We start from the raw sequence: 21864 nt of genomic DNA, 5'->3' as shown, positions 1-21864 counted from the left end.
GGCAGGGCGGTCACAGCAGCTTCCGGAGCCGGAACAGGTCCCGCAGGCCAGCCTCCAGCCTCACCCGGCCCGAACCCCACGCCTTGGCGAAGTGCAGCTCGCCCGCCACCAGGGCGACCAGATCGTCCCCGGCCATGGCCAGCCTGATCTGGGCCCTCTCCGACGGCAGCCCCGGCACGGTGCCGTCCACCCGGATCCGGCCGTCCGTCATCCGGCCGACGAACGTGACGTCCAGGTCGGTGATGTGGCAGCTCACCGAGCGGTCCAGCGCGGCGGCCTCACGGACGTCGCCCTCCGCCCGCCCCATGCTGTCCGAAAGCTTTTCGAGTGCGGTACGGCACTCCTCGATCGTGGCCATCGCGATCGACGGTACCCCAGGCCTTCGGGGTAGCGTCTGGGCATGAGCGACACCGAGCCCGACGAGCAGGCGGCCTGGCACCCGGCGCCGGTCGGACCCGACGACGACCCCTTCGCGCCGGCCCCGCTGGGCGTGCCCCGCACCCCCACCGGCAACGCCGACGTCGACGCCGCCCTGGAGCGGCTCGCCGACGCCGACCACCTCACGACCGACGGACACATCGAGGTGTACGAGGATGTACACCGGGGGCTGCGTGACGCGCTCACCGCGCTCGACGCCCGCCCGGGACCTCCGGCGCCCCCCTCGTCGTACCCGACGGCGTCCCCTCCGGCGCCGTCGCCGCAGTCGCCGTACCAGAGCAGGAGCTGAACCGAACGTGGCAGGAGTCGCACGCCGTCGTCTGGACGCGGAGCTGGTCCGCCGGAAGCTCGCGCGCTCCCGCGAGCACGCCAGCCAGCTGATCGCCGCCGGGCGGGTCACCGTCGGCAAGACCGTCGCCACGAAACCGGCCACCCAGGTCGAGACCGCGGCCGCGATCGTCGTCGCCGCCGACGACAGCGACCCCGACTACGTCTCCCGAGGGGGGCACAAACTGGCCGGGGCGCTGAAGGTCTTCGTCCCGCGGGGACTCGTCGTCGAGGGCCGCCGCGCCCTGGACGCCGGCGCCTCCACCGGCGGTTTCACCGATGTCCTGCTGCGGGCCGGGGCCGCGCACGTGGTCGCCGTGGACGTCGGATACGGCCAACTCGCGTGGTCTTTGCAGAGCGATGAACGCGTCACCGTCAAGGACCGTACCAACGTACGCGAGTTGACGCTGGAGGCCATCGACGGGCAGCCGGTGGAACTCGTGGTGGGCGATCTGTCGTTCATCCCGCTGGGGCTGGTGCTGCCGGCCCTGGCGCGGTGCGCGACACCGGACGCCGACCTGGTGATGATGGTCAAACCGCAGTTCGAGGTGGGCAAGGAGAGGCTGGGCAGCGGGGGAGTCGTACGGAGTCCGCAACTGCGGGCGGAAGCCGTGCGGGGCGTCGCCGAGAAGGCGTGGGAGCTGGGGCTCGGGGTGAAGGGTGTCACCGCGTCCCCACTGCCCGGGCCGTCCGGCAACGTCGAGTACTTTCTGTGGCTGCGTTCCGGGGCGCCCGCCCTGGACCCGGCCGATGTTGACCGTGCAGTGGCGGAGGGGCCGCGTTGACGCAGAATCGAGCTCGTACTGTTTTCCTGCTCGCCCACACGGGAAGGCCTGCGGCGATTCGCAGTGCGGAGCTCGTGGTCAAAGGACTGCTGAGGTCCGGCATCGGGGTGCGCGTCCTGGAGGCCGAAGCCCGCGATCTGCCCCTGCCCGACGAGGTGGAGCTGGTCAAGGAGGCCACCCCGCAGTGCCTCGACGGGTGCGAGCTGCTGATCGTCCTCGGCGGTGACGGCACCCTGCTGCGCGGCGCCGAGTTCGCACGGGCCTCCGGAGTGCCGATGCTCGGCGTCAACCTCGGGCGCGTCGGGTTCCTCGCCGAGGCCGAGAGGGACGACCTGGAGAAGGTCGTCGACCGGGTCGTGGCGCGCTCCTACGAGGTCGAGGAGCGCATGACCGTCGACGTCGTCGTCCACCGCAACGGCGACATCGTGCACACCGACTGGGCACTCAACGAGGCCGCCGTGCAGAAGGCCGGCGCCGAGAAGCTGCTGGAGGTCGTGCTGGAGATCGACGGGCGGCCCGTCACCGGCTTCGGCTGCGACGGCATCGTCCTGTCCACGCCGACCGGCTCCACCGCGTACGCCTTCTCCGCCGGCGGGCCCGTCGTGTGGCCCGAGGTGGAGGCCCTGCTCATGGTGCCGATCAGCGCGCACGCGCTGTTCGCGAAACCGCTCGTGACCTCGCCCGACTCGGTGCTCGCGGTGGAGGTGCTGCCGCACATCCCGCCCGGCGTGCTGTGGTGCGACGGCCGGCGCACCGTCGAGCTGCCGCCGGGCGCCCGCGTGGAGGTCCGGCGGGGCGCCGTGCCGGTGCGGCTGGCGCGGCTGCACCACTCCTCCTTCACGGACCGGCTCGTGGCGAAGTTCGCGCTGCCGGTGTCGGGGTGGCGGGGGGCGCCTCACTAGGCCCTTGCGTCCGTGGCGCGAGGCGAGGTGCCCCCGGGGCCGGTGCGGCGGCGTCCCGTGCCGGGCGCCCGTGGTGCCACTCACGCGGGTGACAAGGGTGGGGCGGTCGCACACCGCCGCCTCGACCTCGTAAGGTCTTCACCGTGCTGGAAGAGATGCGGATACGGTCGCTCGGTGTCATCGACGACGCCGTCGTCGAGCTGTCGCCCGGGTTCACCGCCGTCACCGGTGAGACGGGCGCGGGCAAGACCATGGTGGTCACCAGCCTCGGACTGCTGCTCGGCGGGCGCGCCGACGCGGGCCTCGTGCGGATCGGCGCCGACAAGGCGGTCGTCGAGGGACGGATCGCCGTGCCCCCCGACGCCGCCGCCGTCGTACGGGCCGAGGAGGCCGGGGCCGAGCTGGACGACGGGGCGCTGCTGATCAGCCGTACCGTGTCCGCCGAAGGGCGCTCCCGGGCGCACGTCGGCGGACGGTCCGTGCCCGTGGGACTGCTCGCCGAACTGGCCGACGACCTCGTCGCCGTCCACGGGCAGACCGACCAGCAGGGCCTGCTGAAACTGTCCCGGCAGCGCGAGGCGCTCGACCGGTACGCCGGGGACGCGGTGGCCGTGCCCCTGGCCAAGTACCGCGAGGCCTACAAGCGGCTGCGGGCCGTCTCCGCCGAGCTGGACGAGATCGTCACGCGCGCGCGTGAACGGGCCCAGGAAGCCGACATGCTCCGCTTCGGGCTCGACGAGATCGCCGCCGTGGAACCCCGGCCCGGTGAGGACGCCGAGCTGGCCGAGGAGGCCGAGCGGCTCGGGCACGCCGAAGCGCTCGCGTCCGCCGCGAACGCCGCCCACCGCGCCCTCGCGGGGGACCCCGAGGACCCCGAGGGCATCGACGCCAACACCCTTGTCGCCGGTGCCCAGCGGGCCCTGGAGGCCGTCCGGACGCACGACCCGGCGCTCGCCGCGCTCGCCGACCGCATCGGCGAGATCGGCATCCTGCTCGGCGACGTCGCCGGCGAGCTGGCCGGATACGCCGACGACCTCGACGCCGACCCGCTGCGGCTGGCCGCCGTCGAGGAACGGCGCGCCGCCCTCACCGGGCTCACCCGCAAGTACGGCGAGAACATCGACGCCGTCCTCGCCTGGGCCCAGCAGGGCGCCGCCCGCCTCACCGAGCTGGACGGCGACGACGACCGCATCGAGGAACTCACCGCCGAACGCGACGCCCTGCGCGCCGAACTCGGCGGGCTCGCCCAGGCCCTGACGGACGCACGGACCGAGGCCGCCGGACGGTTCGCCGCCGCCGTCACCGCCGAACTGGCGTCCCTGGCGATGCCGCACGCGCGCGTGTCCTTCGACATCCGGCAGACCGAGGACCCCGACGGTGTGGAGGTCGGCGGGCGCACCGTCGCCTACGGGCCGTCCGGTGCCGACGAGGTCGAGCTGCTCCTCGCCCCCCACCCCGGGGCGCCGCCCCGGCCCATCGCCAAGGGCGCGTCCGGCGGTGAGCTGTCCCGCGTCATGCTCGCCGTCGAGGTCGTGTTCGCCGGGACCGACCCTGTGCCGACGTACCTCTTCGACGAGGTCGACGCCGGGGTCGGCGGCAAGGCCGCCGTCGAGATCGGGCGGCGGCTGGCCAAGCTGGCGCGCAGCGCGCAGGTGGTCGTCGTCACGCATCTGCCGCAGGTGGCCGCGTTCGCCGACCGGCAGTTGCTCGTGGAGAAGACCAACGACGGGTCCGTGACGCGGTCCGGGGTGAAGGTGCTGGAGGGGGAGGAGCGGATCCGCGAGCTGTCCCGGATGCTGGCGGGGCAGGAGGATTCGGAGACGGCGCGGGCGCATGCGGAGGAGCTGCTGGCGGCGGCTCGGGCCGAGGTCTAGGGCTATGGCCCTGGGGAGCGGGGCGGGGGATGCGGGCGACCTGTTCGTGAAGTGGCGTGCCGCCGGCGGCCTCGGCCCTGGGGAGCGGGGGTGCGGTGATGCGCCCCCCGCGCGCCGGTGCGGTGATGCGCACCTGCCGGTGCGTTGTGGTGGGTCGCGCAGTTTTCCGCGCCCCCATGGGGGTGTCTGCGGTGGGTTTTCGGCTTGCGGGTGCGTGGGAGGTTCTCGCGCAGTTTCCCCGCGCCCTTGATGCGCAGTTCCCCGCGCCCCTGATGCGCAGTTCCCCGCGCCCCAGAGGTGGTGGGCGGGTGACTGCGGTTTCGACGTGCCGGTGCGTGGGTGGTTCTCGCGCAGTTCCCCCGCGCCCTGGGCGGCGTCGTTCCCCCCGGCGCTGAGTCGTGACGGACCTCCCGCCCAGGGACGGGGTGGGTTGGGTCACTCTTGTGGGTGATGTGGGGGTGAGGGGGTCGGGGGTTTGCGCCCCCGGTGGTGCCGGAACATCCGTACGTGCTGGCATCCTTGGCAGGTACGGGGGGCATCCGCGCGGCTCACTCCCGGCGCGTGATCCTTCTGTACGTTTCTTCGTGACCGTCCCCCAGCCGCCGCCGAACCAGGAGCCCGGCCACGTGACCCCGACCAGCCCATCCCCGCTGCGCACCGTGCAGGTGCTCGGCGGAGGCAACGCCGGTAGCAGCGCCCATGTGCGTTCCCTGGCCGCCGGGCTCGTCGCACGGGGCGTGCGTGTCACGGTGTGCGCCCCCATCGAGGCGGATCACGCCTACGACTTCACAGGAACCGGAGCCGGACACATCCATGTGCCCCGGCGCAGCGATCCCGCCTCCGTCGCGGCGCTGCGGGCGGCCTGCACCGGTGCCGACCTGGTGCACGCGCACGGACTGCACGCCTCGTTCCGGGCCGTGCTCGCGCTCAGCGGACGGACCACGCCGCTGGTCGTCACCTGGCACAACCACGCGCACGCCGAAGGCGCCCGGGCCCAGTTCCTGCGGCTGCTGGAGCGGCGGGTGGCCAGGACCGCCACCGTCGTGCTGGGCACCAGCTCCGACCTGGTGGACAGGGCCCGCCGTATCGGGGCGAAGGACGCGCGACTCGCCGCCGTGTCGCTGCCGGGCAGGGGTACCGCCGAGCGGCTCGACCGTGCCAAGCTGCGGGCCGAACTGGGCGCGGTGGGGCGGCCGTTGCTGCTGGCCGTCGGCTCGCTGGACCGCATCCGGGGGTACGACGTGCTGCTGGACGCGGCACGGGCGTGGCGGTCGCTCGACCCGCCGCCGCTGGTGGTGATCGCGGGCGAGGGGCCGCAGCGGGCGGCGTTGCAGGCCCGGATCGAGGACGAGGAACTGCCGGTCCAGTTGCTCGGGCACCGTGACGACCTGGCCGAACTGCTCGCCGCCGCCGACCTCGCTCTGGTGCCGGGCAGCCGTGAGGCGCGCTCGGTCCTCGCCCAGGAGGCCCTGCACGCGCGCGTGCCGCTGGTCGCCGCCGACGCCGACGGCATCCGCGACCTCGTCGGCGACGCCGCCGAGCTCGTCCCGCGCCGCGACCCGGACGCCCTCGCCGAAGCCGTCGTACGCCTCCTTCACGACCCGGAGCGCCGCGAGGAACTGCGGGACCGGGGCACCCGGCAGGCGGCGACCTGGCCGACGGAGGACGAGACCGTGGCACAAGTGCTCAGCGTGTACGACGAGTTGACGCAGCCTCAGCCGCTGCTCTGAGCATCCCCGCCGCGACCCGGCTCACCCGACGTGACGTCGGGCCCGCAGCGCCAGGCTCAGGGCGAGGACCGTCTGCGGGTCGTCGAGGTCCGTGCCCAGCAGCTCCCCGATCCGCGCGAGGCGGTTGTAGAGCGTCTGCCGGTTCAGGTGCAGCTCGCGTGCCGTCTCCGCCTTGCGGCCGGCGTGCGCCAGATACGTCTCCAGGGTCGGCAGCAGCGGCGGCCGGGAGCGGCTGTCGTGGTCGCGCAGCGGGCCGATCGCCCGGTCGACGAACGCCGCGAGGTCCGGATGGTCACGCAGCCGCCACAGCAGCAGGTCGATGTCCAGGCGCCGGGCGTCGTACCAGGGCCGGTCGGTGAGGCCCTGCGCGGCGGTCGCCGTCTCCGCCGCGTGCCTGAGGCCCGCCGAGGCCGCCGCCCAGCCGCCGGCCACACCGACCACGACCACAGGCGGCTGCGCGCCCGGCCGCTGCATCCCGGCCCGCTCCACCCCGGCCCGCAGCGCCGCCGCGACCCGGTCCGCGACCGCCGCCCGCTCCGAGTCGGACCGCAGCCCCAACAGCACCAGGACGCGGCCCTCCACCGGCCGTACCCCGAGCAGCACCGGAACCCCGACCGAGGCCAGCTCCTCCGCCACCGCACGCGCCAGCACCGCCCAGCCGCCGCCGGGGGACAGGGTGTCGCCGAGCCGCATCACGACCGGCAGCAGCGGGCCCGCCGCAGGCCGGAACCCCAGTACCCGGGCCTGCGCCGGGGCGTCCTCCGGGGCGATACGGCCCTCCGCCAGGTCGGTGAGGAAGTCACCGCGCCCGCGCGCGGCCAGCTCCTCCTCCTGCCGGGCCTGCATCAGCACCACCGCGATGATGCCCGCCGCCCGCTCCGCGGCGATACGGTGCACGGGCGCCAGCGGGGAACGCACCGGCAGCAGGACCATCCGGGCCCGCACCGCGCCCGCGCCCGTGCCCGGACCGCCGCCCGGCACCTCCACCAGCACCGAACCCGACGGTGCCTCCTTGTGATGGCCGCGCAGCCCCTCCCACACCTGGAGCGGGTCCGCGCCCTTCGGGCCGGAGCCCGCGGCGTACAGCAGCCGGCCGTCGGGGGTCTCCAGGAACACCGGGTTGCCGCAGAAGTCCGCCAGGATCGCCAGGACCTGCGGGACCCCGCCCCCGCCCAGCAGGGCCTCCGTGCAGCGTCGGTGCACCTCCTCCGCCCGTTGCAGCAGCGCGTAGTGCCCGTTGACGATCTCGGTGTGGATCTCCTCCGTGACCGTCACGAACGGCACCTCGCGGTGCAGCTGCACCAGCGGCAGCCCCGCCGCGCGGGCCGTGTCGACGAGCGCGGCGGGCAGCTGGGCGAACCGGGGGCCCAGCTCGATCACCAGCGCCGCGATGCCCCGCTCGGCCAGCGTCCGCACGAACGCCCGCTGCTCCGCCGGCCGCGTGCCGAGGCCGTACCCGGTGGTCAGCAGCAGCTCGCCGCCCTTCAGCAGCGAGGCGATGTTCGGGACCTCACCCGCGTGCACCCAGCGCACGGTGCGTTGCAGCCGGTCGGCGCCCGCCAGCACCTCCGGCAGTCCGCTGCGCAGCCCCGGCAGCTCCAGCGCACGCTGCACGGTGATCCCCGCGCCCTGGGTGTCGAATCGGTGATCGGTGCGGCTGTCCATGCGGCGACGCTACCTGCGCGGACGCCCCCGCAACCATTCCCGGGTACGGCGACCGGGGCCCGCGCCGGTGCGCACGCCCCTCGTCGTCCCGGACCGCGGGGTGCCGTCAGCCCCCGTACGCCCCCGACGCCGTCAGCCGCAGGGCCGTGTCGATCAGCGGGACGTGGCTGAACGCCTGGGGGAAGTTGCCCACCTGACGCTTGAGCCTCGGGTCCCACTCCTCCGCCAGCAGACCGAGGTCGTTGCGGAGCGACAGCAGCTTCTCGAACAGTTTGCGGGCCTCGTCGACCCTGCCGATCATCGCCAGGTCGTCCGCCATCCAGAACGAGCACGCCAGGAACGCGCCCTCGTCGCCGGGCAGCCCGTCGACGCCCTCGTCGTGGCCCTGCGTCGGGTAGCGCAGGATGAAACCGTCCGGGGTGGACAGCTCCCGCTGGATCGCCTCGATGGTGCCGATGACCCGCTTGTCGTCCGGCGGGAGGAAACCCATCTGCGGGATCAGCAGCAGACTGGCGTCCAGTTCCTTTGAGCCGTACGACTGCGTGAAGGTGTTGCGCTCCTTGTCGTAGCCCTTCTCGCAGACGTCCCGGTGGATGTCGTCGCGCAGCTGACGCCACCTCTCCAGCGGGCCGTCCGCGTCACCGGACTCGATCAGCTTGATGGTGCGGTCCACGGCGACCCAGGCCATCACCTTCGAGTGCACGAAGTGGCGGCGCGGGCCGCGCACCTCCCAGATGCCCTCGTCCGGCTCCTGCCAGTGGTCCTCCAGGTAGCGGATCAGCTTCAGCTGGAGCAGGGAGGCGTAGTCGTTGCGGGCCAGACCCGTCATATGGGCCAGATGCAGCGCCTCGGTGACCTCGCCGTACACATCCAGCTGGAGCTGGTGCGCGGCGCCGTTGCCGACCCGGACCGGCGCCGACTTCTCGTAGCCGGGCAGCCAGTCCAGCTCGGCCTCGCCCAGCTCGCGCTCACCGGCGATGCCGTACATGATCTGGAGGTTCTCCGGGTCGCCGGCGACCGCGCGCAGCAGCCACTCGCGCCAGGCGCGGGCCTCCTCGCGGTAGCCGGTGCGCAGCAGCGACGACAGGGTGATCGCCGCGTCGCGGAGCCAGGTGTAGCGGTAGTCCCAGTTGCGGACGCCGCCGATGTCCTCCGGCAGGGAGGTGGTGGGCGCGGCGACGATGCCGCCGGTCGGGGCGTAGGTGAGGGCCTTCAGCGTGATCAGGGAGCGGATCACGGCCTCCCGGTAGGGGCCGTGGTACGTGCACTGCTCCACCCACCCGCGCCAGAAGTCCTCCGTCGCCTCCAGCGACTGTTCCGGCTCCGGCAGCGGCGGCGCCGCCCGGTGGGAGGGCTGCCAGGACAGGGTGAACGCGATCCGGTCACCGGGGCCCACGACGAAATCCGAGTACGTCGTCAGGGACTTGCCGTAGGTCTCGCACTCGGTGTCGTACCAGACGGAGTCCGGACCGGCGACGGCGACCGTGCGGCCCTCGTGCTTGTGCACCCACGGCACCACCCGGCCGTACGAGAACCGCATGCGCAGCTCGGAGCGCATCGGCACCCGGCCGGAGACGCCCTCCACGATCCGCACCAGCTGCGGCGCGCCGTCCCTGGGGGGCATGAAGTCGATCACCCGGACCGTGCCGCGGCGGGTGTCCCACTCGGACTCCAGGATCAGCGAGTCGCCGCGGTAGCTGCGGCGCGCCGCGACCGGCGGTTCCATGTCGGAGGCGTGCGCCGGGCCGAGCCGCCAGAAGCCGTGCTCCTCGGTGCCGAGCAGGCCGGCGAAGATGGCATGCGAGTCGAAGCGCGGCAGGCACAGCCAGTCCACCGTGCCGTCATGGCAGACCAGCGCCGCGGTCTGCATGTCTCCGATGAGTGCGTAGTCTTCGATGCGCCCGGCCACGTGCAACTCCAGTCGAACGGCCACGTCACCCCGCGAACGGGGCTGTCGCTAGTGCGGTCAAGGGGGGTCGTTGTAGTGCGTCGTCGAGCGGTGAAGCAAAGCAGGCGCTCAGCTCCGGTGGCAAAACCACAATTACTGCTCAACGAACTGACGAGCTCTCGTTGTTCCGGTGATCTGCGGGCTTGGGGTGGTGCCGTGCGACCCGGCCGGGCTCGGCAGCGAGTGTCCGAGCAGGATACGACGCACGTAGATGATCTGTGTGCCCGTCCGGGCAACCCGCATCCTCCGAACGAGTGAGCAACGGGTGATAAACCCGAAACCGGCGGGTGTCCGTGGCCGGGCGTGCGCGGAGCGTGGCCGGAAGCCATCGGCCCCACACGCTGATACCCTGGTAGCCCGTGGACCGGTGGGTGAGAAGCCCCCGAACCGCACCCTCCAGACCGCGACCACGGGAGCCCCCTCTTGGCCATGCCGCCCAAATCCACGACGACCAAGCACATCTTCGTCACCGGGGGTGTCGCCTCCTCTCTCGGCAAGGGCCTGACCGCCTCCAGCCTCGGAATGCTGCTCAAGGCCCGCGGTCTGCGCGTCGTGATGCAGAAGCTCGACCCGTACATCAACGTCGACCCGGGCACGATGAACCCCTTCCAGCACGGCGAGGTGTTCGTCACCAACGACGGTGCCGAGACCGACCTGGACATCGGCCACTACGAGCGCTTCCTCGACCGCGACCTGGACGGCTCCGCCAACGTCACCACCGGCCAGGTCTACTCGACGGTGATCGCCAAGGAGCGGCGCGGCGAGTACCTCGGCGACACCGTGCAGGTCATCCCGCACATCACCAACGAGATCAAGCACCGCATCCGCCGTATGGCGACGGACGAGGTCGACGTGGTGATCACCGAGGTCGGCGGCACGGTCGGCGACATCGAGTCGCTGCCGTTCCTGGAGACCGTCCGCCAGGTCCGGCACGAGGTCGGCCGCGACAACGTCTTCGTGGTGCACATCTCGCTGCTGCCGTACATCGGCCCGTCCGGCGAGCTGAAGACGAAGCCGACCCAGCACTCCGTCGCCGCCCTGCGCAACATCGGTATCCAGCCGGACGCCATCGTGCTGCGCTGCGACCGCGAGGTGCCGACCGCGATCAAGCGGAAGATCTCGCTGATGTGCGACGTCGACGAGACCGCCGTCGTCGCCTGCCCCGACGCCCGTTCGATCTACGACATCCCGAAGGTCGTGCACACCGAGGGCCTCGACGCGTACGTCGTGCGCAAGCTCGACCTGCCGTTCCGCGACGTGGACTGGACGACCTGGGACGACCTGCTCGACCGCGTCCACAACCCGGAGCACGAGGTCACCCTCGCCCTGGTCGGCAAGTACATCGACCTGCCCGACGCCTATCTGTCGGTCACCGAGGCGCTGCGCGCGGGCGGCTTCGCCAACAAGACCCGCGTGAAGATCAGGTGGGTCACCTCCGACGACTGCAAGACCCCGGCCGGTGCCAAGGCGCAGCTCGGCGACGTCGACGGCATCTGCATCCCCGGCGGCTTCGGCGACCGCGGTGTGCTCGGCAAGGTCGGCGCGATCCGCTACGCCCGCGAGAACAGGATCCCGCTGCTCGGGCTCTGCCTGGGCCTGCAGTGCATCGTGATCGAGGCCGCGCGCAACCTGGCCGGCATCCCCGACGCCAACTCCACCGAGTTCGACCCGGCCACCGCCCACCCCGTCATCTCCACGATGGCCGAGCAGCTCGACATCGTCGCCGGCGAGGGCGACATGGGCGGCACCATGCGGCTCGGCATGTACCCGGCCAAGCTGGCCGAGGGCTCCATCGTGCGCGAGGTGTACGACGGCAAGGAGTACGTCGAGGAGCGGCACCGTCACCGTTACGAGGTGAACAACGCCTACCGCGCGGAGCTGGAGAAGAAGGCCGGCATCGTGTTCTCCGGCACGTCCCCGGACGGCAAGCTCGTCGAGTACGTCGAGTACCCGCGGGACGTCCACCCGTACCTGGTCGCCACGCAGGCCCACCCGGAGCTGCGCTCGCGGCCCACGCGTCCGCACCCGCTGTTCGCCGGCCTGGTCAAGGCGGCCGTCGAGCGTCAGCGGGCCGAGGGGCAGCAGACGGCCTCGGAGTGACACACCGGTTGTACGGTGGCCGGGGCGCGTCCATTCAACGGGACGCGTCCCGGTCTCATCCGTGCACGTGGAAGGACAGGGCATGACGATCAGGGACACCGCCGAGGAGTGGGAGATCCGGGCGACGGAGACCCCCTTCACGGGCAAGAAGACCTCCGTCCGCACCGACGAGGTCGTCATGCCCGATGGTTCGGTCGTCCGCCGGGACTACCAGGTGCACCCCGGATCGGTCGCCGTGCTCGCCCTGGACGACGAGGACCGGGTGACCGTGCTGCGCCAGTACCGGCACCCGGTGCGGCAGAGGCTGTGGGAGATCCCGGCCGGCCTGCTCGACGTGCCCGGGGAGAACCCGCTGCACGCGGCGCAGCGCGAGCTGTACGAGGAGGCGCACGTCAAGGCCGAGGACTGGCGGGTGCTGACCGACGTGTACACCACGCCCGGCGGCTGCGACGAGGCCGTACGGATCTTCCTCGCGCGCGGACTGTCCGAGGCCGAGGGCGACCGCTTCACGGCGGAGGACGAGGAAGCGGACATGGAGCTGCGCCGGGTGCCCCTCGACGATCTGGTGCGCGGCGTCCTCGCGGGGGAGCTGCACAACAACTGCCTGGTGGTGGGCGTGCTGTCGCTGGTCGCCGCGCGCGCCGGGGACGGCGTGGACGCGCTGCGGCCCGCCGAGGCCGAGTGGCCGGCGCGCCCGTTCGAGAGCTGATCCGAGGGGCGTCCCCTCACCGGCCGTTCCTACGATCCGGTCATCGGTTCTTGATCCGATCAGGGGACTCCCGTCCCGTCGCCGCCGTGCTCGTCCCGGAACGTTGCAGAGCGTGAACTAGGCTCTGGAGACGCCCGGTCGGAGTCCCGGCGGGGCTATGCGTGCGGTGGGACGGGAGTGTGGCCCGTGACGGATCAGGCGGTGGAGGAAGGCGGCGCACAGCTGTCGGGGCACACGGCCGCGGAGAGCCGATTCCTGGGCCGCACACGGGAGTTGAAGGATCTGCGCGCCGACATCGAGCGCGCGGGACTGGACACCCTCTCCGGCCGGAAGGCGCCCCGCGCGCGTGTGCTGCTCATCGCGGGCAGGCCCGGATCGGGGCGCACCGCCCTCGCCGAGGAGCTGGCCCGCCAGGTCGCCGCCCGCTACCCCGACGGAGTGCTGCGGGCCAGGCTCAGCGACCCCGACGGCACGCCCGTACCCGTGGAGCGCGCCGCCCGTGAACTGCTCGGCGCGCTGGACGTGCCGGTGCCGCCCGGCGCCGGCGAGGACGATCTCTCCGCCGAGCTGCGCGACGCGCTCGCCGGCCGCAAGGTGCTGCTCCTCCTCGACGACGCGGCCGGCGCCGAGCAGGTCGACGCGCTGCTGCCGGACAACCCCGAGTGCCTGGTCGTCGCCGTCTCCTCGGGCCCCCTCACCGGCATCCCCGACGTCCGGCCCTGCACGCTGGGCGGGCTGGACACCAAGTCGGCGGTCGAGCTGCTGTCCCGGCACACCGGCTCGGTGCGCGTCACCGTCGACCCGCGCGCCGCCGAGGGCCTCGTCGAGGCGTGCCAGGCCCAGCCGGCCGCGCTGATGCTGGCGGGCGGCTGGCTCGCCGCCCGGCCCAAGGCCGCCGTCGCCGACCTCGCGAAACAGCTCCGTGCCGAGGGCGAGGAAGGCACCGCGCTCTCCCGTGTCTTCCGTCTCGCCTACACGGCGCTGCCCGCGCCCGCCGCCCGGATACTGCGACTGCTCGCTCTGGCGCCCGCCGGGTACGTCGACCCGCACACCGCGTCCGCGCTGGCCGGCTGCTCGGTCAGCGGCGCCCGCACCACCCTGGACGACTTCGTCGCGCTCGGCCTGCTGCGGGAGGTGGAGTCGCCGCTGCCGCAGTACGAGGTGCCCGGCTGTCTGCACGCCCTGCTCAAGGGACTCACCGAGACCCAGGACCGGCCGGCCGAGCTGCAACTGGCCCGGGCGCGGATGCTGGAGCGGACGGTGCGGCTGCTCCAGTCCTGCCGCGCGATCACCGAGACCGACAACCCCGACGCCCGCGAGCGGCTCCAGGGGCTGCCCCGCTCGCTGCGCTTCCCCACCCCGCGGGCGGCCGAGGAGTGGCTGCGCATCCGCAGGCCCGCGCTGCTGGCCGCGGCGCGGCTCGCCGTCGCCGACGGGGAGCTGGACACCCTGGCGAGACGGCTGATGTCGCAGCTGGTCAGGGCCATGGTGGCGCACTTCGGCACCCGGGCCTCGGCACCCGACCTGTACGGCGTGCACGGGCTGGTGCTGGATGTGGCGCGGCGGCGGGGGCTGCACCGGGAGCAGGCCGCGGCGCTGCTGAACCTGGGCGATCTGGACGCGCGGACCGGGCGGACCGCCGAGGCGCTGGCCCGCTATCGCGCGGCGCTGGACGCCGGGCGCCGCGCGGAGGACCCGTATGCGACCGGCCGCGCGATGGAATCCGTAGGCGGCGCCCACCAGGAGCTGGGCGATCACGACCGGGCCGCGGACTGGTTCGGCCGCGCCCTCATCCAGCGGCTGGCCCGCGACGAGCACGCGGACGCCGCCCGGCTGTACGGCCGTATCGGCGCCACGCACACCTATACGGGGCGGTACGGGGAGGCGCAGCGCAACTGGCGGGCGGCCGTCGCCGGGTACCGGCGCTGCGGTGATGTGGCCGCGCAGGCGCGGGCGTTGAGCGAGCTGGCGCGGGTGCAGGAGTACGCGGGCCGGCCCGAGGACTCGCTGCGCACCTGCCAGGAGGCGGTGGAGTGGGCGCGCCGCGCCGGTGACGTGCGGTTGCAGGCGGCGCTGCATCTGCGGATGGCCGACACGCTGGACCACCTCGGCGACCCGACGGCGGCGGCCCTGCATCGCGGCGCGGCCGAGCGCATGCTGGGAGAGGAGGCCCAGGGCAGCGAGCCGGAGCCGAAACATGATGCTCACGCCTGCGAAATCCGTAGTGCATCCGGCGAAGATTGATGCAATGAAAGGCTAGACAGCCGGAACGCCTTCATTAAACTGGCTCTGCCGCTCGTTCTCCTGCGGTGTTCCCCGGTGTGCCCGGCCCCGTCCGCGCATGCCCGGGTATGTCTGTCATGCACCACATTCCCCAGAGCCAAGGACCGTGATCGACGTGAAGGTCGGCATCCCCCGCGAGGTCAAGAACAACGAGTTCCGGGTGGCCATCACCCCCGCCGGCGTGCACGAGCTGGTGCGCCACGGCCACCAGGTGGTCATCGAGCGCAACGCCGGTGTCGGCTCGTCGATCACGGACGAGGAGTACGTCGCCGCCGGCGCCCAGATCCTGGAGACGGCCGACGAGGTGTGGGCCTCCGCCGACCTGCTGCTGAAGGTCAAGGAGCCCATCGCCGAGGAGTACCACCGCCTCCGCAAGGACCAGGTCCTCTTCACCTACCTGCACCTGGCCGCCTCCAAGGAGTGCACCGACGCGCTCATCGCGTCCGGCACCACCGCCATCGCCTACGAGACCGTCGAGCTGCCCAGCCGCGCCCTGCCGCTGCTCGCCCCGATGTCCGAGGTCGCGGGCCGCCTCGCCCCGCAGGTCGGCGCCTACCACCTGATGCGCGCGGCCGGCGGCCGCGGCGTGCTCCCCGGCGGCGTCCCCGGCGTCACCCCCGCCAAGGCCGTCGTGATCGGCGGCGGCGTCTCCGGCTGGAACGCCACCCAGGTCGCCGTCGGCATGGGCTTCGACGTGACCCTGCTCGACCGCGACATCAACAAGCTGCGCGAGGCCGACAGGATCTTCGGCACGAAGGTCAAGGCGATCATGTCCAACTCCTTCGAGCTGGAGAAGGCCGTCCTCGACGCCGACCTCGTCATCGGCGCCGTCCTCATCCCCGGCGCCAAGGCCCCCAAGCTCGTCACCAACGAGCTGGTCGCCCGGATGAAGCCGGGAAGTGTCCTTGTCGACATCGCGATCGACCAGGGCGGCTGCTTCGAGGACTCGCACCCCACCACGCACGCCGAGCCGACCTTCAAGGTCCACAACTCGGTCTTCTACTGCGTCGCCAACATGCCCGGCGCCGTGCCGAACACCTCCACCAACGCCCTCACCAACGCGACGTTGCCGTACATCGTCTCCCTCGCCGACAACGGCTGGGTCGAGGCGCTGCGCCGCGACCCGGCGCTCGCCAAGGGCCTCAACACCCATGACGGCAAGGTCGTCTACAAGGAGGTCGCCGAGGCCCACGGCCTGGAGCACGTCGAGCTGGAGACCCTGCTCGGCTGACCGACGGGATCAAGTCGACTCTGCGCAAAAGGCGATTCGTCAACAGAAGTCGTCAACCCCGCCCATCCGGCCGGACCTTGCCCGACAAGGTCCGGCCAGATGTGTGTATGGTCACTTTGCGACGCTCGGTCAACTCGCCTCGAACATATCCCTTCAACCGATTCGCACACCGGTGAAACCTGCCGTGCGACGGCCGTACGCCCTTGACAGAGGGATGTTTCATTGCCGACACATCGGGCCGGGTCCGGGTGATTGTGTTGCTGCGGACGGCCGACACGCCATAGAGTCGCCAACCGTCGGCATGGTGCCACGCTGACCTTGTCTAGAAGTTTCCTGGTCACCAAGGAGGTAAGACGACTTGTGAATGAGTCGACATTTTCTCCCGGGGGTGGTCAACCAGGAATGCCTACGCGGGGCCAGGGCCCCACGGGGCTCGAGGCTGTCGGCTCCGTCGCTGTCCGCACCTTCGCAGCCCACCAGAGCCAAGCCAGCCCCCACATGGCTCAGACAGCACACCAGAGCATGGATGGCCAACACGTGAACGCCATGGCCGGCGACGGAAGTGGCGCGCCCCACAACCACTTCGCCGACTACGACGAACTGCCCGACGGGCACTTCTACGACCCCGACGCCGAGTACGAGCCCGACCCCGAGTACGCGGCCACGCTCGCGCCCGACGCGGCCCGCCAGCGCCGTGAGCGCATCGGCCCGACCGGACGCCCGCTGCCGTACTTCCCGATCCCGGGCCCGCTGACCGACCACGGCCCCGCGAAGATCATCGCGATGTGCAACCAGAAGGGCGGCGTCGGCAAGACGACGTCGACCATCAACCTGGGTGCCGCGCTCGCGGAGTACGGCCGGCGCGTGCTGCTCGTGGACTTCGACCCGCAGGGCGCGCTGTCGGTGGGTCTCGGCGTCAACCCGATGGAGCTCGACCTCACCGTCTACAACCTGCTCATGGAGCGGGGCATGTCCGCGGACGAGGTCCTGCTGAAGACGGCGGTTCCCAACATGGACCTGCTGCCCAGCAACATCGACCTGTCCGCCGCCGAGGTCCAGCTCGTCAGTGAGGTCGCCCGCGAGTCCACGTTGCAGCGCGCCCTCAAACCGCTGCTGCCGGACTACGACTTCATCGTCATCGACTGCCAGCCCTCGCTCGGTCTGCTCACCGTGAACGCGCTGACGGCCGCGCACAAGGTGATCGTGCCGCTGGAGTGCGAGTTCTTCGCGCTGCGCGGTGTCGCGCTGCTGACCGAGACGATCGAGAAGGTCCAGGAGCGGCTCAACCCCGACCTGGAACTCGACGGCATCCTCGCCACGATGTACGACTCCCGCACGGTCCACAGCCGCGAGGTGCTGGCCCGCGTGGTCGAGGCGTTCGACGACCACGTGTACCACACGGTCATCGGCCGCACGGTGCGCTTCCCGGAGACCACGGTCGCCGGTGAGCCCATCACCACGTACGCCTCCAACTCCGTCGGCGCCGCCGCCTACCGTCAGCTCGCCAGGGAGGTGCTCGCCCGGTGTCACGCCGAGTGAGTCTGCCGGGGGCCGACGAACTCTTCCGTACGACAGGGGGGATGGCACTCCAGCCGTCCACTCCCCGGCGGGCCAACGGCGAGGCCAGGGTGCCCGCCCCCGCCGGGGAAGGCGACGCCGCCGCGGGAGCCGTACCCGACGACGCACCGCAGGCGGTGCCCGCGCAGGGCGGTGACGGCGACGGCGCCGAGCATGTGGCGGCCGACGCCGAACCGGCCGCCGCGGGCGAGTCCCGCAGCCGGGGCACGGCGGCCGAGCGCTCCGCGCGCCGCCAGTCGGCGCAGCAGGCCGCCGCGGCGCAGGAAGGTTCTGCCCAGGCCGCGCCGCCGCGCCGCCGGGGACGCACCGCCACACGGCGCCCCAGCGGGCGCGAACGGCACGACGAGAAGATCACCGTCTATGTCTCCGCAGAGGAGCTCATGGACCTCGAACACGCACGGCTCGTCCTGCGCGGCGAACACGGACTCGCCGTAGACCGCGGACGCATCGTCCGCGAGGCCGTCGCCGTCGTCCTCGCCGACCTGGAGACCCGCGGCGACGCCAGCATCCTCGTCCGCCGCCTGCGCGGGCGGTAGAACCCGCGGCGCGAGACGCGCGTACGGCGCGGGCGGACCGGGCCCGTGCGCACGCCGCCGGTGCGGCCGGGGCCGACCCGGGCCGGTGCGGGCAGCGCGGGCCGGGCCCGCGGGTGAGTGACTGCGGGGCGGGCCGGGCCCGGCGCGGTAGCCTGCGGGGGCCATGACCTCGTACGACGCCTCCGCCCCCGACGGCCGGCCCGCCCCGGCGCCCCGGCGCGCCCGCCGCCGCGCCCTGGGCCGAGGCCCGGGCGCCGGCCCGGCGGCCCTGCCCACGGGCCCGGAGGCCGAGCGCGGCGCGCTGGGCCCGGAAGCCGAGCGCGGCGCGCAGGACGCCCCGGGGACACCGGAGGCGGCGCCGGAGAGCGGCCCTGTCGAGCCGGACACCGGGGACGGGAGCGGAACGCCCGCCGAGAGCGCCCAGGACCCGGCGCCCGCGGACGGTTCGCTGCCGTCTCAGCCGGATGTGCCCGCGGAGAGCGGCGACGGCGGCTTCACCGTGCGGCTCGCCAACTTCGAGGGGCCGTTCGATCTGCTCCTGCAACTGATCTCCAAGCACAAACTCGACGTCACCGAGGTCGCGCTGTCCAAGGTGACGGACGAGTTCATGGCGCACATCCGGGCGATGGGCCCGGACTGGGACCTCGACGAGACCACCGAGTTCCTCGTCGTCGCCGCCACCCTGCTCGACCTGAAGGCCGCCCGGCTGCTGCCCGCCGCCGAGGTCGAGGACGAGGCCGATCTGGCGCTGCTGGAGGCACGCGACCTGCTGTTCGCGCGGCTGCTCCAGTACAAGGCGTACAAGCAGGTCGCCGACATCTTCAGCCGGCGGCTGGACGACGAGGCCCGCCGCTTCCCCCGTACCGTCGGACTGGAACCGCAGCACGCCGAGCTGCTGCCCGAGGTCGTCATCAGCATCGGAGCCGAGGGATTCGCGAAGCTCGCCGTGAAGGCGATGCAGCCCAAGCCGAAACCGCAGGTGTACGTGGACCACATCCACGCGCCGCTGGTCAGCGTGCGGGAGCAGGCGGGCATCGTGGTGGCCCGGCTCAGGGAACTGGGGGAGGCGTCCTTCCGCGCGCTGGTCGAGGACACCGACGACACGCTCACCGTCGTCGCCCGCTTCCTGGCGCTGCTGGAGCTGTACCGGGAGAAGGCCGTCGCCCTGGAGCAGGAGACGGCCCTCGGGGAGCTGCTGGTGCGCTGGACCGGCGGGGACGAGGACGCCCCCTTGGTGACCGACGAGTTCGACCGGCCGCCGGAGAAGGCCGGGGAGGAGAAGAAGCCATGAGCGACCCTTCTGCCGGGACGCCGGCGGACACCGCCCCCGCCGGGACGCTGTCCGTCGCCGGTCTCGACCTCAAGCCCGCGCTGGAGGCCGTCCTCATGGTGGTCGACGAGCCCGCCACCGAGGAGCACCTCGCGAAGATCCTGGAGCGGCCCCGCCGGAAGATCGCGGACGCGCTGCGGGAGCTGGCCGACGAGTACACCGCGCAGGGACGCGGCTTCGAGCTGCGGTTCGTCGCGGGCGGCTGGCGGTTCTACACCCGCCCCGAGTACGCCGCCGCCGTGGAGAGACTGGTCCTCGACGGGCAGACCGCCCGCCTCACCCAGGCGGCCCTGGAGACCCTCGCCGTCGTCGCCTACCGCCAGCCGGTCAGCCGCAGCCGTGTCTCCGCCGTGCGCGGAGTCAACTGCGACGGCGTCATGCGGACCCTGCTCCAGCGCGGTCTGGTCGAGGAGGCGGGCACGGAACCCGAAACAGGTGCGATCCTGTACAGGACGACGAACTACTTCCTGGAGCGGATGGGCCTGCGCGGTCTGGACGAGCTCCCGGAGCTCGCGCCCTTCCTGCCGGAAGCGGCGGAGATCGAGGCCGAGACCCAGGAGGGGGTGCCGTCGTTCGACCCGGATGCTCCCGATGACGAGCCGGGTCAGCCCCGGGGCACCCGGGACACCGACGACGAAGACGACCAGACGGAACTTTGATGCGAAGCAGCGGCAAGAGCGGCGGGCGCGGTAACTACCGCGGGGCCGGCAACAACAGGGACCAGAAGCAGGGGCAGGGCCGCCCCCGCAAGCCCCGCCCCGAGGAGCGCCGCTACGACGTGGGCCCCGGCGCCACCAAGGACGGCCCGAAGGCCGGTCGCGGCGGCGCGGCCCGCGGCGGCGCCAAGGGCGGGCCGAAGAAGCCTCAGCAGGGCGGCCGTACGGCCCCGGCGCGTTCGCGTGAGTACGAGGCGCGGGTCGAGGAGCGCAACCGCGCTCGGTACGCGGGCAAGAAGGACGTGAAGCTGCCGAAGACGTTCCCCGGCGCGGAGCAGGAGGGCGAGCGGCTCCAGAAGGTGCTGGCCCGCGCCGGCTACGGCTCGCGCCGCGCCTGCGAGGAGCTGATCGAACAGGCCCGCGTCGAGGTCAACGGCGAGATCGTGCTGGAGCAGGGCCGCCGCGTGGACCCGGAGAAGGACGAGATCCGGGTCGACGGGCTGACGGTCGCCACGCAGTCGTACCAGTTCTTCTCGCTGAACAAGCCGGCCGGTGTCGTCTCCACCATGGAGGACCCGGAGGGCCGCCAGTGCCTCGGTGACTACGTCACCAACCGGGAGACGCGGCTCTTCCACGTCGGCCGCCTCGACACCGAGACCGAGGGCGTCATCCTGCTCACCAACCACGGCGAGCTGGCGCACCGGCTGACCCACCCCCGGTACGGCGTGAAGAAGACCTACCTCGCCGCGATCGTCGGCCCCATCCCGCGCGACCTGGGCAAGCGGCTGAAGGACGGCATCCAGCTGGAGGACGGGTACGCGCGCGCGGACCACTTCCGGGTCGTGGAGCAGACCGGCAAGAACTACCTGGTCGAGGTCACCCTGCACGAGGGCCGCAAGCACATCGTGCGGCGCATGCTCGCCGAGGCGGGCTTCCCCGTCGAAAAGCTGGTGCGCACCGCGTTCGGCCCGATCACCCTCGGCGACCAGAAGTCGGGCTGGCTGCGCCGGCTGTCCAACACCGAGGTCGGCATGCTGATGAAGGAAGTCGATCTGTAGAAGCCGCTTGTGGCTTCCCGCCACCCCCTTTTATAGTCACCTTGACCATGAAAGGGGGTGGTCGTCGTGCCGGGACACGACAAGGACGCGCACAGCGCCGTCCAGGGCTACGACAAGCACGCCTACGAGCCCTTCGCCGTCACCGTCGACCTCGCGGTCCTCACCCTGCGCGCGGGCGCCCTGCACATCCTGCTCGTCCGGCGCGGCGAGGAGCCCTACGCCGGGCAGTGGGCACTGCCCGGCGGGTTCCTGCTGCCCGACGAGTCCGCCGAGGCCGCCGCCCGGCGTGAACTCGCCGAGGAGACCGGCCTCAACGACGTCTCCGGGCTCCACCTGGAACAGCTGCGCACCTACAGCGAACCCGGCCGCGACCCCCGTATGCGGGTCGTCTCCGTCGCCTTCACCGCGCTGCTGCCCGACGCCCCCGAGGCCCGCGGCGGCTCCGACGCCGCCGAGGCCCGCTGGACGCCGTACGACGAGGCCGGGCCGCTCGCCTTCGACCACGACCGGATCCTCGCCGACGCCCGCGAACGCGTCGGCGCCAAGCTGGAGTACACCAGCCTCGCCACCGCCTTCTGCCCGCCCGAGTTCACCCTCGGCGAGCTCCAGCAGGTCTACGAGACCGTGTGGGGCACCCGCCTGGACAAGCCCAACTTCCGGCGCAAGGTCCTCGCCACCCCCGGCTTCGTCGAACCCGTCCCCGGCGCCCCCCGC

The 21864-nt window shown here is 72.5% G+C and carries 18 protein-coding genes; 15 read left to right on the top strand and 3 right to left on the bottom strand.

The window, feature by feature from the left end:
• Positions 1-10: 10 nt before the first annotated feature.
• Positions 11-358 (bottom strand): sterol-binding protein, encoded by a 348-nt coding sequence (locus MTQ10_RS08025; protein ID WP_247463827.1) that lies wholly within the window; start codon positions 356-358, stop codon positions 11-13.
• Positions 359-400: 42 nt separating this feature from the next.
• Between MTQ10_RS08025 and MTQ10_RS08020 the strand changes: the two genes are divergently transcribed.
• The 5 genes from MTQ10_RS08020 to MTQ10_RS08000 all read left to right on the top strand — a co-directional run bounded on the left by MTQ10_RS08020 (position 401) and on the right by MTQ10_RS08000 (position 6056).
• Positions 401-727, top strand: a complete 327-nt coding sequence (locus MTQ10_RS08020; protein ID WP_247463825.1) for a hypothetical protein — start codon at positions 401-403, stop codon at positions 725-727.
• Positions 728-734: 7 nt separating this feature from the next.
• Positions 735-1550 (top strand): TlyA family RNA methyltransferase, encoded by an 816-nt coding sequence (locus MTQ10_RS08015; RefSeq protein WP_247463822.1) that lies wholly within the window; start codon positions 735-737, stop codon positions 1548-1550.
• Positions 1547-2452, top strand: a complete 906-nt coding sequence (locus MTQ10_RS08010; protein WP_247463819.1) for an NAD kinase — start codon at positions 1547-1549, stop codon at positions 2450-2452. The genes MTQ10_RS08015 and MTQ10_RS08010 overlap by 4 nt, the downstream gene beginning before the upstream one ends.
• A 155-nt stretch (positions 2453-2607) precedes the next feature.
• Entirely contained in the window at positions 2608-4326 is a 1719-nt protein-coding gene (recN, locus tag MTQ10_RS08005; protein WP_247463844.1) for a DNA repair protein RecN, read from the top strand.
• A gap of 626 nt (positions 4327-4952) precedes the next feature.
• Positions 4953-6056, top strand: coding sequence for a glycosyltransferase family 4 protein (locus tag MTQ10_RS08000; RefSeq protein WP_247463816.1), 1104 nt, complete (start codon positions 4953-4955; stop codon positions 6054-6056).
• 21 nt (positions 6057-6077) lie between these two features.
• On the opposite strand, the gene MTQ10_RS07995 is transcribed toward MTQ10_RS08000, so the two are convergent.
• Positions 6078-7721, bottom strand: coding sequence for a PucR family transcriptional regulator (locus MTQ10_RS07995; RefSeq protein ID WP_247463814.1), 1644 nt, complete (start codon positions 7719-7721; stop codon positions 6078-6080).
• A 106-nt stretch (positions 7722-7827) separates the two neighbouring features.
• Positions 7828-9630, bottom strand: coding sequence for a glycoside hydrolase family 15 protein (locus MTQ10_RS07990; protein WP_247463842.1), 1803 nt, complete (start codon positions 9628-9630; stop codon positions 7828-7830).
• Between the two features lie 468 nt (positions 9631-10098).
• Here MTQ10_RS07990 and MTQ10_RS07985 point away from each other — a divergent pair, with 468 nt between their 5' ends.
• The 10 genes from MTQ10_RS07985 to MTQ10_RS07940 form a co-directional block, all read left to right on the top strand.
• The gene (locus MTQ10_RS07985; protein ID WP_247463811.1) at positions 10099-11769 is read left to right on the top strand and encodes a CTP synthase; all 1671 of its coding nucleotides are present in this window, start codon (positions 10099-10101) and stop codon (positions 11767-11769) included.
• 82 nt (positions 11770-11851) lie between these two features.
• The gene (locus MTQ10_RS07980; protein WP_247463808.1) at positions 11852-12478 is read left to right on the top strand and encodes an NUDIX domain-containing protein; all 627 of its coding nucleotides are present in this window, start codon (positions 11852-11854) and stop codon (positions 12476-12478) included.
• 186 nt (positions 12479-12664) lie between these two features.
• Positions 12665-14722 carry a tetratricopeptide repeat protein gene (locus MTQ10_RS07975; RefSeq protein WP_247463805.1) on the top strand — a complete coding sequence of 686 codons (2058 nt, stop codon included), beginning with the start codon at positions 12665-12667 and terminating at the stop codon, positions 14720-14722.
• 154 nt (positions 14723-14876) lie between these two features.
• The gene (gene ald / locus MTQ10_RS07970; protein WP_247463838.1) at positions 14877-15992 is read left to right on the top strand and encodes an alanine dehydrogenase; all 1116 of its coding nucleotides are present in this window, start codon (positions 14877-14879) and stop codon (positions 15990-15992) included.
• 402 nt (positions 15993-16394) lie between these two features.
• The gene (locus tag MTQ10_RS07965) at positions 16395-17531 is read left to right on the top strand and encodes a ParA family protein (protein WP_247463803.1); all 1137 of its coding nucleotides are present in this window, start codon (positions 16395-16397) and stop codon (positions 17529-17531) included.
• A complete protein-coding gene (locus MTQ10_RS07960; protein ID WP_247463800.1) occupies positions 17516-18106 on the top strand; it encodes a hypothetical protein in 591 nt (196 codons plus the stop codon). Before MTQ10_RS07965 ends, MTQ10_RS07960 begins: the two co-directional genes overlap by 16 nt.
• A 163-nt stretch (positions 18107-18269) precedes the next feature.
• Complete coding sequence (locus MTQ10_RS07955) at positions 18270-19397, top strand: segregation and condensation protein A (protein WP_247463797.1); 1128 nt, start codon at positions 18270-18272, stop codon at positions 19395-19397.
• The gene (gene scpB, locus MTQ10_RS07950) at positions 19394-20095 is read left to right on the top strand and encodes an SMC-Scp complex subunit ScpB (RefSeq protein ID WP_247463794.1); all 702 of its coding nucleotides are present in this window, start codon (positions 19394-19396) and stop codon (positions 20093-20095) included. Before MTQ10_RS07955 ends, scpB begins: the two co-directional genes overlap by 4 nt.
• Positions 20095-21150 (top strand): pseudouridine synthase, encoded by a 1056-nt coding sequence (locus MTQ10_RS07945; protein ID WP_247463791.1) that lies wholly within the window; start codon positions 20095-20097, stop codon positions 21148-21150. Before scpB ends, MTQ10_RS07945 begins: the two co-directional genes overlap by 1 nt.
• A gap of 66 nt (positions 21151-21216) precedes the next feature.
• A partial coding sequence (locus MTQ10_RS07940) for an NUDIX hydrolase (protein ID WP_247463788.1) occupies positions 21217-21864 on the top strand: 648 nt, incomplete at its 3' end.

Source organism: Streptomyces sp. XM83C (assembly GCF_023072675.1).
Taxonomy (GTDB): Bacteria; Actinomycetota; Actinomycetes; order Streptomycetales; family Streptomycetaceae; genus Streptomyces; species Streptomyces thermocoprophilus.
This window is presented reverse-complemented; position numbering and strand designations above follow the sequence as displayed.

Coding starts and splice junctions, on each gene's coding strand:
- MTQ10_RS07980 (WP_247463808.1), top strand. CDS start 11,852: ATGACGATCAGGGACACCGCCGAGGAGTGGGAGATCCGGGCGACGGAG.
- MTQ10_RS07945 (WP_247463791.1), top strand. CDS start 20,095: ATGCGAAGCAGCGGCAAGAGCGGCGGGCGCGGTAACTACCGCGGGGCC.
- scpB (WP_247463794.1), top strand. CDS start 19,394: ATGAGCGACCCTTCTGCCGGGACGCCGGCGGACACCGCCCCCGCCGGG.
- MTQ10_RS07965 (WP_247463803.1), top strand. CDS start 16,395: ATGCCTACGCGGGGCCAGGGCCCCACGGGGCTCGAGGCTGTCGGCTCC.
- MTQ10_RS07955 (WP_247463797.1), top strand. CDS start 18,270: ATGACCTCGTACGACGCCTCCGCCCCCGACGGCCGGCCCGCCCCGGCG.
- MTQ10_RS07995 (WP_247463814.1), bottom strand. CDS start 7,721: ATGGACAGCCGCACCGATCACCGATTCGACACCCAGGGCGCGGGGATC.
- MTQ10_RS07985 (WP_247463811.1), top strand. CDS start 10,099: ATGCCGCCCAAATCCACGACGACCAAGCACATCTTCGTCACCGGGGGT.
- recN (WP_247463844.1), top strand. CDS start 2,608: ATGCGGATACGGTCGCTCGGTGTCATCGACGACGCCGTCGTCGAGCTG.
- MTQ10_RS08020 (WP_247463825.1), top strand. CDS start 401: ATGAGCGACACCGAGCCCGACGAGCAGGCGGCCTGGCACCCGGCGCCG.
- MTQ10_RS08025 (WP_247463827.1), bottom strand. CDS start 358: ATGGCCACGATCGAGGAGTGCCGTACCGCACTCGAAAAGCTTTCGGAC.